This window comes from Anaerocolumna sp. AGMB13025, assembly GCF_029689925.1.
Lineage (GTDB): Bacteria > Bacillota > Clostridia > Lachnospirales > Lachnospiraceae > Anaerocolumna.
In genome coordinates, this window is record NZ_CP121445.1 from 1,600,079 (window position 1) to 1,613,103 (window position 13,025).

At 37.2% G+C, this 13,025-nt stretch carries 10 protein-coding genes and 1 other annotated feature; of the genes, 6 read left to right on the top strand and 4 right to left on the bottom strand.

Annotated features, from left to right (window positions below; genetic code table 11):
- Positions 1-271 precede the first annotated feature (271 nt).
- Positions 272-1,498 carry an IS110 family transposase gene (locus QA584_RS06535; RefSeq protein WP_278275119.1) on the bottom strand — a complete coding sequence of 409 codons (1,227 nt, stop codon included), beginning with the start codon at positions 1,496-1,498 and terminating at the stop codon, positions 272-274.
- 367 nt (positions 1,499-1,865) lie between these two features.
- Here QA584_RS06535 and QA584_RS06540 point away from each other — a divergent pair, with 367 nt between their 5' ends.
- Positions 1,866-2,186: a rhodanese-like domain-containing protein gene (locus tag QA584_RS06540; RefSeq protein ID WP_278273707.1), complete on the top strand. Its 321-nt coding sequence runs from the start codon at positions 1,866-1,868 to the stop codon at positions 2,184-2,186.
- Positions 2,187-2,325: 139 nt separating this feature from the next.
- Positions 2,326-2,586: a binding site (T-box leader), on the top strand.
- Between the two features lie 82 nt (positions 2,587-2,668).
- Complete coding sequence (locus tag QA584_RS06545) at positions 2,669-5,194, top strand: valine--tRNA ligase (protein ID WP_278273708.1); 2,526 nt, start codon at positions 2,669-2,671, stop codon at positions 5,192-5,194.
- A 368-nt stretch (positions 5,195-5,562) separates the two neighbouring features.
- Here the strand turns inward: QA584_RS06545 and QA584_RS06550 are convergent, their stop codons facing one another.
- From QA584_RS06550 to mtnN, 3 genes are all read right to left on the bottom strand, one after another.
- Positions 5,563-5,913 (bottom strand): hypothetical protein, encoded by a 351-nt coding sequence (locus QA584_RS06550; RefSeq protein WP_278273709.1) that lies wholly within the window; start codon positions 5,911-5,913, stop codon positions 5,563-5,565.
- A gap of 302 nt (positions 5,914-6,215) precedes the next feature.
- The gene (locus QA584_RS06555) at positions 6,216-6,815 is read right to left on the bottom strand and encodes a hypothetical protein (RefSeq protein ID WP_278273710.1); all 600 of its coding nucleotides are present in this window, start codon (positions 6,813-6,815) and stop codon (positions 6,216-6,218) included.
- A 29-nt stretch (positions 6,816-6,844) separates the two neighbouring features.
- Positions 6,845-7,480 carry a 5'-methylthioadenosine/S-adenosylhomocysteine nucleosidase gene (gene mtnN / locus QA584_RS06560; RefSeq protein ID WP_278273711.1) on the bottom strand — a complete coding sequence of 212 codons (636 nt, stop codon included), beginning with the start codon at positions 7,478-7,480 and terminating at the stop codon, positions 6,845-6,847.
- 783 nt (positions 7,481-8,263) lie between these two features.
- Here mtnN and QA584_RS06565 point away from each other — a divergent pair.
- The 4 genes from QA584_RS06565 to QA584_RS06580 all read left to right on the top strand — a co-directional run bounded on the left by QA584_RS06565 (position 8,264) and on the right by QA584_RS06580 (position 12,990).
- A complete protein-coding gene (locus QA584_RS06565; protein ID WP_278273712.1) occupies positions 8,264-9,247 on the top strand; it encodes an ABC transporter ATP-binding protein in 984 nt (327 codons plus the stop codon).
- A gap of 106 nt (positions 9,248-9,353) precedes the next feature.
- Entirely contained in the window at positions 9,354-10,145 is a 792-nt protein-coding gene (locus tag QA584_RS06570) for an ABC transporter permease (protein ID WP_278273713.1), read from the top strand.
- Positions 10,129-10,923 (top strand): ABC transporter permease, encoded by a 795-nt coding sequence (locus QA584_RS06575; protein WP_278273714.1) that lies wholly within the window; start codon positions 10,129-10,131, stop codon positions 10,921-10,923. Before QA584_RS06570 ends, QA584_RS06575 begins: the two co-directional genes overlap by 17 nt.
- A 411-nt stretch (positions 10,924-11,334) precedes the next feature.
- Positions 11,335-12,990, top strand: coding sequence for a SulP family inorganic anion transporter (locus QA584_RS06580; protein WP_278273715.1), 1,656 nt, complete (start codon positions 11,335-11,337; stop codon positions 12,988-12,990).
- Positions 12,991-13,025: the final 35 nt, after the last annotated feature.

The following is a 13,025-nucleotide window of genomic DNA, read 5'->3' on the forward strand; positions in this document are numbered from 1 at the left end:
CTTATTATATAAATTTATAAACGCGCTGGAAAGCTACACGATTCATTTGCAACTTCGTAACCTGGTTACAGAAAAGTATTAATAAAAATTGTATAGTAATGACATAATAATTGGAAAATACATAAGTCCAGCGGTGTGATGTCAAGTGAGAAATGAAATAAAAATCATATATCTTTATACTATATCTTAAAAAACAAAAAACGACCACCTAAGCCCTGTCGACCAAGTTTTTGAAAAAAGAGCAGGGCAGCTTATCAGCAGATAGATGTTTCTATTCTGCTGGACGATATAGGCGATTGTCTTTAAGCAGCGTAAAGACTAACCGCACAAATTTACGAGCAGTTAATGCGAGTGCACGTTTGTGTTGATATCTGTTCACCTCTTTGTACTTTTGGTGATAGAAAGCTTTGTACTCCTTGTCGCATCTTACAAGAGAGAATGCAGCTTCACACAGATAATACTTTAGAAATCGGTTTCCAGATCTGATGAGCCTTGTGTTTTGGGCTTCAAAATCACCAGACTGGTGCTGAGTCCAGGCAAGACCTGCATACTTTGCAAGCTGTGCCTGATTATCAAAACGGTTGATATCTCCAATCTCTGCCATGATACCGGCAGAATAAACAAGACCTATTCCAGGTATAGATATCAATATATTTGGCAAGAGTTCCATCTGAGCAGAGATTGCTTTATCGAACTCTTTGATTTGAGCTTCCAATGCCCTTATGGAGCTTATGGATATTGAGAGCACCTGGTTTACAGAGTCATTTACCGTCTTAGGTAAACGATAGGAACTCCGAGCTGCTTTCTGAATGGCTTTGGCTACCGCATCGGGATCTGGAAAGCGGTTCTTTCCTTTCTCCATGATAAAAGCGGTTAGTTCTTGTAAGTCCATATATGCCAATGCTTCTACGGATTCAAATTCATCGTAGACAGCAAGGGCGGTAGTGCTGAAGGTATCTGAAAATACCTTCTCCTGTATCATGGTTGAATACTTCTTGAACAGTACATTTATAAATCGTTGCTTTTCTTTGGTGAGGTTGCAGACGGTAAAATAACGTGCTCGTGTGAGGTTTTGGAGAGCCTTGTAGTGATAATCTCCTATGTATACCTCTTTGTTGATTCTTCCAAAACGCAGACAGTCAGCAATGACAAAAGAGTCCACATAATCATTCTTTGGCAGGTCATTATAAGCATCTTTAAACTTTTTAACCTGCTTAGGATTGAGGACATGGATCTTTCTGTCAAAGGATGCAAGAAATGCATCTTCCCTTAAGAAATACATAAGATTCTCTCCGTAGACCGATGTTGATTCAAGGCCTATGAGAACGGTATCAAGGGACTGAGAATTCATAACAGAAAGAATTCTTTTTACCAACTGAGTAGAACCATCCTGTGAGTTAGCAACTGAGAAGTTACTGTGTTTATTGCCATCAGGCAACATAAGATAAACGACATTGGATTTGCTACTTACATCAATTCCGACGTAAAGTGGGTTCATAAAATCACCTTCTTTCGTAGTAAGATTTAAGTGTTCAATCGGCTTGGTAAAACCCATGATCATGGAGCATCGACACCCTCGCATATAAGAATCCAGCTTAAGATGGACAGATGCGAAACCACACTGCTAGATGGTCGTCCATGAACTTAAGCAAACAGCCAGCTGGTTTGAAGCTAACTTCCATGTCAGGGGAACAGACTTATTTATGAAGTAACCATTACTGGTTCAACAGGGGGACAAAGAACTATTACCTGATTGACACTAGGACAATTATATCATGGGCTTAACTAAGCCTATTGAACAAAATTTATTAAGTTATCAAGGTACATTTATGTATCTAAAAGATATTATACGAGGAGGATATATCATGTTAGGATTACTAAAAAATACACCAGGGAAAACAATACCAGTTAATAAACTGGATGAATTAATCGAAAAAGCAGATATAATCGACATCAGAGAACCATATGAATATAAAACCGGTAGTTTACGCAGTACAAAAAATATTCCTATGGATAAATTAATAGCAAACCCTGAAACCCATATGAAGAGAGACAAAACATATTACATTATGTGCCAATCCGGCAACAGGAGCAGACAGACCTGTATGTATTTAACCAAGCAGGGCTATGATGTTATTAATGTACTTGGCGGCATTGGTGCTTATACCGGTTCAAATAGAAACTGATATTTTAAGCAACTCAGAGAATTCCAGGTTACTGCCGGACGCCCTAAAACGTTTCTTCCAACTTACCTATCCATGAGTTAACCCCAAAATTATATTGACAACAGAATTAGTAATGCTATAATAAAGTTAACAATTACAGGCAAAAGCGTTGACGAGGAGGAGTACTTGCTTATCCAGATGCACAGAGAGAAGATGGTTGGTGAAAATCTTCGTAATGGGAGCAGGGAAGTAGCCTTTGAGCTTTGGATCCAACGGATAAGGAATCATTATCCCAGTAGTCTCCAACGGAATTTTCCGCCGTTATCATGGAAAGCTGTATCGGAAGTAACTTCCCGTACGGATTAAGAGCAGTTTATACTGAATTTAAGGTGGTACCACGGACATAATGTTCGCCCTGAGCTTATTAGCTCAGGGCGTTTTTTTTACCTTTTTGTCCTGTCAATTAGCAATCTGCTTGTATTTGTAAAAAAGGAGGTATCCCGATGGATAGAAAGTATGAATTTAAAAATGCAGAAAAGGAAATGCAGGAATTATGGAAGAAGGAAGAAATTTACCGATTTCAGAATGGGAAGGATAAAAAAGTATTTTCCATAGATACACCACCGCCCACCGTAAGCGGAAGCCTTCATATCGGACACGTATTTTCCTATACACAGGCAGAAATAATAGCAAGATTCAAACGGATGGAGGGCTATGACGTATTTTATCCCTTTGGTTTTGATGACAACGGACTGCCCACCGAGCGATTGGTTGAAAAGGAGGAAAAAATCCGTGCCAAAGAGCTGCCCCTAAGTGAATTCAGAGAGAAATGCATGGCAGTTTCGGAAAAATACGAGGAGGAATTCAAACGGATGTGGGAATCCCTTGGATTTAGCGTAGACTGGAATCAAAAATACCGGACCGTCTCCAAAGAGACTCAGAGAATATCCCAGCGTTCCTTTTTAGAACTGGTACGTATGGGGAAAGCTTACCGCAAAGAATCTCCGGTGTTATGGTGTACAAATTGCCAGACCTCCATAGCGCAGGCAGAACTTGAGACAAAAGACCTGGATACTACGTTTAATTATCTGGAATTTAACACAGATTCCCAGTCCCTTACCATAGCTACCACAAGACCGGAATTATTGTATGGCTGTGTATGCCTTTTTGTCCATCCCGAAGATAAACGGTATCATCAATTTGTTGGTAAGACAGCGAAAGTACCCCTATATGATTTTGACATACCGATACTGACCGATGAAGAAGTAAGTATGGAGAAAGGCACGGGAGCCGTTATGTGCGCAACCTTTGGAGATACGGCAGATGCATTATGGTATGAAAAACACAAGCTCCCCTATAAAAAAATAATACTGCCGGAGGGCAGAATCAGTGAAGATGTCCCCTTTATCGGCGGAATGAAGGTTTTGGAGGGAAGAGCGAAAATCCTTGAACTCTTAAAGGAAAAAGGACTTTTATTAAAGCAGGAAGAAATTAACCATTCTGTTGCAGTTCATGAACGCTGCGGGAAGGAAATTGAGATCATACCTTCCGGTCAATGGTATATTGATGTATTAACGGATAAAGAAAGATTTTTAAAAGCCGCTGAGGAAATTAACTGGTATCCGGCGGCTATGAAAACCAGATACCAGCTATGGGTTGAAAACTTGAAATGGGACTGGTGCATATCAAGACAACGATATTTTGGGGTGCCGTTCCCCGTTTGGTATTGTAAGGAGTGCGGCAAACCTATATTTGCGAAAGAAGAGGAACTGCCGGTTAATCCGCAAGAATGCAGTACAGAACAAAGCTGTGAGTGCGGCTGTTCTGAGTTTATTCCGGAAACAGCGGTATTTGATACCTGGGCTACTTCCTCCGTTACACCACTTATTAATGCAAAATTCGGTGAAGTGGATGACCGGAGGGATATCGTTTTACCCATGGGAATGAGAGCCCAGGCTCATGAAATTATCCGTACCTGGGCATTTTACACCATCGTTAAAAGTTTGTACCACACCGGTAAGATTCCCTGGAAAGACATTATGATCAGCGGATTTGTACTGGCTAAAAAGGGTGAAAAAATGAGCAAATCAAAGAATAATGGTTCCAGTTCCCCGGTTTCCCTTATTGAAGTTCATTCAGCCGATGCACTCAGATACTGGGCGGCAAATTCAAAACTTGGCACGGATACTTTCTTTAGTGAAGAGGAATTAAAGATTCCAAAACGGTTTATCACAAAGCTGTGGAATGCTTCTAGGTTTGTATTATCCCATCTGGAGGATATGGATAGAAACAGCATAGATGGTTATAACATTGAAAATGTAACAGCAGAACCTAATTGCAATAAGGATAGTACCAATATAGAAGATAACAGTAATGCAATGGATAGCGTTAAAATAGAAAAGCACTGTAATAATATTGAAAGTGCAGAACATGGTGGAAAACAAGATAGGATTACTAAATTAATGCCGGTAGATCAATGGATACTGGAACGGGTTAAGGAAACTACGATAAGAGTCCGGAAACTTTTAGAAGATTATGAAATCGGTCAGGCAAGACATGAAGTTGATGATTTATTCTGGAAGGATTTCTGCGACTATTATATTGAAATCGTAAAAGAAAGGCTGTATCAGCCGGAAAAACACGGGGCAATAAACCGGTACTCGGGTCAATATGCCATTTATCACGCTTTTTTAGGTATCCTGGAATTATATGCGATTTATACACCTCATATTACCGATTATATTTATCAGGAAATTTACAGAGATAGGGAAGGACAGGTTTCGATTCATAAACTGGCATGGAATAAGGAAGAAGACTTAAATTCTATGCTGCTGGTTTTTGGAGAAGAATTAAAGAAAAGCATTATGGAAGTACGAAAATACAAATCAGAAAATAATCTTTCTATGAAGGAGGAAATCCAAGCAGTTAACATCACCAGTCAGAAAAGTTTGGAAAAGTATTTCAGAGAAACGGAGAAAGATATACTGGCTTGTACGAATGGTAAGGAAATTAGATATGATTTCAGTTAAGTTTTTTCTTAGATGAAAAATAAGAAAACCTTAGAAGAAATTATAAAACCGGATATTCAAGAGACTACTTCAAATTCTGTGTTTTTGGATTTAGGAGCTTTGATTATCTTACTAAATCCATGAAATACAGTAAAGTCACCTCAGCTGCATTTCATGGATTTTATGAAATAATATAGGCTTAAAATTCCAAAACACTAAATTTGAAACGGTCTCAGTAATTATGTTTTTAGTGACGTTTTTACAAACAAACATCTTATTTTTGCATGATAAGATTAACTTGGTTAGCCAAGTGAAAGTACTTATGCGGATATTTATCATCAATGAAAGGACGATATCCGACAAAAAGATTATAATCTAATACAGTCTGCTTACTCTTCGTCAAATCGCTGGGGAATCTGGGGATCATATAAGGGGCAATCATATTTATCCATAATATCTATAAATTTGTTCATATCTTTTTCATTCATACTATAACAGTCAAACCGAACAAACTGGCTTGTCATTTGAACCTGAAATAAACCGTCATATTCCGTCTCAAAATCATATTTACCGGAACGTTCCCAGCTGCTAAATGCTTCCGCTATATGTTCCAGAATTTCCTCCACAGGTAATTCTTCAATATCCTCAATATATTCACCTTCGCTTAAATGTTCATATACCAGTTGATTATCTCCGTATATATCTTCTTTATATTTCCAGAAACCTAAATCATAGCTCATGGTCTTATCCTCACTTTTATTTAGTATAGTTTTGTAATTGCGAAACTCTACTATTGTATCTATATACCATGCAATTAATACAATTTCAGAGCTGAATCTTGCCCAGAGGGCGACTGAAGCTATGAAATTCGTACTAATTGTAGTGTATATTTAGAATACTAAATAGTTTTACAATTACTAAATTTAGTATAGTAAAAACTTTTCATAGTAACATTAAGTAAATAGTTAGAACAAAGCTTTAGGTAATTGTATCACATATTGAAAGCAATTAGTCAAAGTTAATAAAGTTTTCATTATTTTTTTTACCTAAAGTTATTTAAAAGCGAGATAATCAGGACGAAACCATCCTCAGCTAAATTCATCTCACCACCAAAGCCATAAAAAATCCATTTTTCATCTTCATTTTTCTCATATAGGTATTCTCTGTACCAGCCTTTTAATTTACTGTCGTTGCCGGAATATTCTTCTCTTACGGTTAATAAGCTGTGGTTAAAGAACTTCTCCTGATAATACGTATTGGTTACTTTAGCGGATACAACCTCAATGTCCTTATGATAACTGGTTGGATAAAAATTATTCTTATTCAGATGAAGCTCTTTTACATGTTTGTCATCAATTTCTTTATTATTGAAAAAAATATACTCCCAATGGACATCTTCATATCCATCGTATACATCATTCATATCAGTTAAAAATTGATTGAACGATTCTCTTGAAACCGTATCCTTAAGGGAGATATCCTTTATGATTTTTTCTCCCTCCTCAATCATTTGTGTGGCTGTGTTAATATTAAAATCATAGTTTTCTTTTTGTACCAATTGGGGCTTTTTACTGGTATTACCGCAGGAAACAAGGAACAGTGTAATAGTAATAATTGTACATATTAAGCAGTATTTTTTCAAATTGCACCCCCATTTTAGCCTAAACAATTTCATTTAAAATTCGTAAGGATTTCTTTCACTAAAACATAAGACTGATAGGAAGCTTTTTCAAAATTTCTATTAATTGCATCTTGTCCATTTTCAACATTATTATCTGAAATGGAACGGACAGCAAGGAAAGGGATGTTATTTACAAAACAGACATGTGCTACAGCTGCATTTTCCATTTCGATGCATAAAGCCTCTGATTTTTCTAAATTTACAAAAAGTTCACCTGTTGTACTTAATCCAAAATGTATTGCCTGAGTTAGAGTTTTTGCCGCATCTTTTGCTAATGAAATAAGCTTGGCATCCGAGTAAAACTTTGGCTCTTTCATCCATGGATGATACTTGGTATAGATATCATTGTCAGTGTCATGACAGATAACTTCCGTGCACACTACAGTGTCAAAAACATTAACACCAGCAGCCATTCCCCCAGCTGTTCCTGATACAATAATATAATCCACGTTGAATTTACTGATTAAAATTTGAGCTGCAATAGAGGCGTTAACTTTTCCCACACCGGAGTAGACTGCTACAATGGACACATTATTTATAGATCCCTGGTGAAATGTCAGCTTAGCTGCCATAGTTGTTTTCTTATCCTTAAGGGCTTGCAAGTATGGGTTTAACTCTTTTTCCATTGCACAAAGAATTCCACAGTTTATCATTGAAACACCTCGTTATATAAAGTTGAAGAATTTAATATATCAACAATAGTATAGTAAATAATATAAATCATTATATTATATATGGATAACAAATTCTACCAAAATAAAAGTTTTAATCTTTGTTTCAAGATATATAATCAGGTTTGTCATAATCAAAAGTCAATTTGACGCAAGAATTGAAAAATATGCAAGTAGGTATACAGAATATATTTGTCAGAAAAAAATAAAAATTTATTGCCAAAAACCAATCGATATGATATACTCATCCGAAATAACAATTTTTAGGAGAAAACAACATGAATCAATCAATTCTTATTTCCGTCATTAGACACCCGCTATTTATGGAATGTTAAATCTGTATCTAAGATAAGCATAGATACAGATGGAGCATTTCATTTGTGTCTATGCGGTTAGGAATTGATTTATTATATTAAAACCGCATTGAATAATACTTTTCATTTATTGAAAATGTTATCCAAGGCGGTTTTTTATTTATTCAAGGCTGAATTGGAAACCAAACTAAATTGGAAACCAAACTAAATCAGAAACCAAACTAAATTAGAAACCAAACTAAATTAGAAACCAAACTAAATTAGAAACCAATCTTATTTAGAAACCACAGCAGACGTGCTGTCTTTCACTCAGGGGTAATAGGATTCGTTAAGCTGTTGTTACTCTTAAAAAGCTGCCCGGGAAGCAGTTATTATAGTATTTTGTTAGGTTAAAAGTTTGTTAATAAGACAGGGGGAATTAAAGATGGAGGCAATAAAAGTCAGGCAACTGTCAAAGACCTTTCGGGTAAAGGTGAAAGAAAAGGGCTTAGGTGGAAGTGTAAAATCTATTATAAAGCCTAAGTACAAAACCGTAAAAGCCGTGGATGATATCAGTTTTGATGTAAAACAAGGGGAAATGTTAGCTTTTATCGGACCGAATGGAGCTGGAAAAAGTACCACAATTAAGATGCTGACCGGAATACTATACCCGGATCAAGGCGAAATGACAGTAATGGATATTAACCCAACGGGGAAAAGAAAAAATTTATCTTACAAAATCGGTACTGTATTCGGGCAGAAGGAGCAGTTGTGGACCCATCTGACACCATATGATAACTTTAAATTTTTTAGTGCTATTTATGATTTATCCGATAAGGAGGCAGAGAACCGGATACAGGAATTAATGGATATCTTCGAACTTAGTGGATTTATCAATACACCGGTCAGAAATCTCTCCTTAGGGCAGAGGATACGGTGTGAAATTGTAGCTTCTTTGATACACAGACCTGAGATTTTATTTTTGGATGAACCAACCATCGGACTGGACCCTGTGGTAAAGGAAAACATCCGGGAATTAATACGGAAAATGAATAAAGAGTATAATACCACCGTATTCTTAACCAGTCATGATATCGGAGATATCGAAAAACTGTGTAAAAGGATTATTATAGTAAACCACGGACGGATTGTCTTGGATGACACAATGGAGAATATAAAATACCACTATCTTAACAAAAAAATTATAGAAGTAAAACTAAAGGAAGCAGCTGAGATAAAAGAAGAGGAAGGGATAACCATCTTAAAAAGTAAGGGCGGCAATATTAAGCTGGAAGTAGATACTACGAGGAAAAAAATAGGGGATGTATTTTCCTTTTTCGATGGAGATAATCTACTGGATATTAATATATCCAACGTGCCCCTTGAAGCTATCATAACAGAGATATATAAAGATGATGCCTTGCTGTAAACACCATATCAAAGATTAATAAAAACGATGCCTTTCAGTAAATATTATAACAGAGATATATAAAGACGATGCATCGTAAGTAAGGGCTATTTTGGGAAGGAGTACAATGAAAAAATATTTATATATCTATAAAGCAACTTTAATCGAAAACCTGCAATATGTCATGAATATAATTCTTGGGTTTATCAGCTTTTTTATAATCCTTTTTGTATTCCTTAATTTATGGGAGTATATTTATTCAGGTCCTCAAACTGTAATCAGCGGATATACCATGAGTCAGATGGTATGGTACGTAATTATTACAGAAATAATGTGGTTTGGTACCAGGAATGGAACTTTGACCCATCAAATCAGTAATGATATTAAAAGCGGCACCATTGCATATGGAATAGGTAAACCTTATAACTATATGTTTTATATTGCGGCCAGGCATTTGGGCGAAATAACCATTAAGTTTTTCTTGTTCTCCGGAATCGGAATACTGATTGGATTATTATTTGTAGGAAAACTTACAAGTTTTCAGGTTAGGTACCTGCCCTGCATGGTTATTGTAACTTTCGCGGGTGTAATAATTAACAGCTTAATACGAATCAGCATTAGTATCTTGTCTTTTTGGATAGAGGACGCCACTCCGTTTCACTGGATTTACGACAAACTAATTCTGGTAGTGGGAACTTTATTTCCTATCGAGGTATTTCCGGTATGGCTTCAACCAGTAATCCGGCTTACACCGATTTATGTTGTGACATATGGACCTGCGAAACTAATAATTGATTTTTCCATGGCAATGTTTGTGAAGGTAGTTATGACACAGCTTATTTATCTGGTGGTCACTGTGCTTTTTCTGTCAGGCTTATTCAGGAGAGGAGTGAAAAGGTTAAATGTTAACGGAGGTTAAGAATCAGTTAAAAGTAATGGTTTTATCGGTAAAATATAATATCATGCGGGAAATGACCAATCAGGTTACCTTTGTCACGAATATTTTATTTATGATGTTAAATAATGCAATCTTTATTGTACAGTGGTTATTGCTATTTCACCTAAGAGATAATATCGGTGGATATAAAGTAGGGGATGTTTTAGTATTGTGGGGGCTGGCGGCAAGTACCTTTGGATTTGCCAATATATTCTTTCGCAAAGCCTTTGATTTACCGGACTTGATTATGAATGGCAAACTGGATTCCTTTCTGGTTCAGCCCAAAAATGTGCTCCTTGGAGTTATCATCTCCGGCACCAGTACCTCAGCAATAGGAGATTTACTATATGGGTTTGTTATTTTGTGCGTATTTAAGTTTAGTATCCTTAACGTTATCCTTTTTACCGTCTTAACTATATCCGGGGGAATCATACTTACTTCCTTTGCAGTAATAACCGGAAGCCTTTCTTTTTGGATTGTGAAGGGGGATTTATTGTCGGGGAACTTAATCGGGGTAATGATTAATATGTCTACTTATCCGGATGGAATCTTTAAAGGAGTTGTAAGACTTATGCTGTATTCTGTAATTCCCATCGGTCTTACGGTTTATCTGCCGGTTAAGATAATTATTCATTTTCAGTTTAAGCAGCTTCTGATGGTATTGGCATTTGCAGTTGGTATTATCTGTCTGGCATATTATATATTCTATAAGGGACTAAGAAGATATTCCTCCAGCAATTTGATGAGTGCCAGAGTCTGAATTAATAAGAGTGTACTGGTCTAAAGAAGGAATAAAGGATAAAGTTGACCCTGTTCTGATATAAGGTGGCAGAACAGGGGTTATTTTATGCAAGAGGAAATTGGGCCCTATTACATATAAATACACTTTTATAACTCGCATATCGCGGTGAGGCAGTTAATTATTGATCGATTTGTTCAGGCGCAAAGTATCAATATGTGGCAATTTGTTTTTACAGGAGATTCTGCCTCAATCCCACGATAGGTATAATCAGGTATAATAAGCGATGCCGGACAGTTTGTCATGATGCACTAGGAAAGTGTACCGCTACCCCTTTTTCTTCATAATATTTCATTTTTCTACTTGAAAAACAAAAGTGATAGGCTTATTATTTTTAATAGTGTACACAAAAAACATGGAGGCATCATTGTAATGAAAAAGTTAAAACCAAAATTGTTTTCGGTTATGAAAACCTACACCAGGGAACAATGCGTTAAAGACGTAATAGCAGGAATTATCGTAGCAATCATCGCCCTGCCCCTATCCATTGCCCTGGCTCTGGCATCGGGTGTAACCCCGGAACGAGGATTATATACGGCAATTGTAGCAGGATTTGTCATATCCTTTCTTGGAGGCAGCCGCGTTCAGATAGCTGGTCCCACCGCAGCTTTTGCGACGATCGTAGCAGGAATTGTAGCAAAAAGCGGTATGGAAGGTCTTATCATAGCGACTATACTGGCAGGTATTATCTTAATTATCATTGGTTTACTGCGTTTTGGCAGTCTGATCCGTTTCATACCGGATACGATAACAGTTGGTTTTACACTAGGTATCGCAGTAACTATCTTTATCGGACAAATTAAAGATTTCTTAGGATTAACTCTTAAAACTTCACCCGTAGAAACTTTGGAAAAAGTAAAAGCCTGTTTTGAATCGATTGGAACCATCAATTTTATGGCGCTGTTGATTGGTATAATATCATTAGCAGTCTTACTATTGTGGCCTAAAGTAACAGACAAAATACCGGCTTCCTTAATTGCAGTCATTGTAGCAGCTGCTCTGGTAAAAGTATTCGCCCTTCCGGTTGGTACCATAGGAAGTCTATACGAATTATCCGCTAAACCACCAATGCTGCATATACCGGATATCCGCTTTAGTACCATAGGAAGGGTAATGCCGGATGCCTTTACCATTGCTATATTAGCCGGTATTGAATCTTTATTATCCTGTGTGGTGGCTGACGGCATGATTGGCAGCAAACACCGTTCCAATATGGAATTAATCGCACAAGGTGCAGGTAATATCTGTTCCGGTTTATTTGGGGGTATACCGGCTACCGGTGCCATCGCAAGAACCGCTGCAAATGTAAAGAATGGGGGACGGACTCCGGTGTCTGGTATGGTCCATGCGGTTACATTGCTGCTTATTCTCGTCGTATTAATGCCTTATGCAGCGCTGATTCCTATGCCGGCCATAGCTGCCATATTATTTATGGTAGCCTATAATATGAGCGGTTTCAGAGAATTCATAACCTTATTAAGAAAATCCCCTAAGAGTGATATACTCGTTCTTATTACTACACTGGTTTTAACCGTTGCTTTTGACCTGGTGGTAGCAATTGAAGTTGGAATCGTTATGGCGGCAGTATTATTTATGAAACGGATGGCCGACGTTACCGATGTTCAGAGTTGGCATTATATTAATGAGGATTCAGAGGAGGAAGAACTCAACGATACCGAAAGTATCCGGTTTAGAAAGGTACCAAAAAACACTCTGGTTTACGAAATTAATGGTCCCATGTTCTTTGGAGCAGCAGATAAATTTATGAATATTTCACTGGATGCTCATATAAAAGTGGTAATTTTACGGATGAGAAGTGTTCCGGCTATGGATGTAACCGCGCTTCATGCGCTGGAGGAAATTACACGAAAATGTAAAAAGAAACAGATTACCCTGATTTTATCCCATGTCCAGGAACAGCCCCTCCACATGATGCAAAAAGCCGGGTTCTTGTTAAGAATCGGTAATGAGAATTTTTGTGACAATATAGATGTAGCACTGAAAAGAGCAGCAGATCTTGCCATCTGACCAGATATGATCTTACGTGTGTTAATGGGTAAATG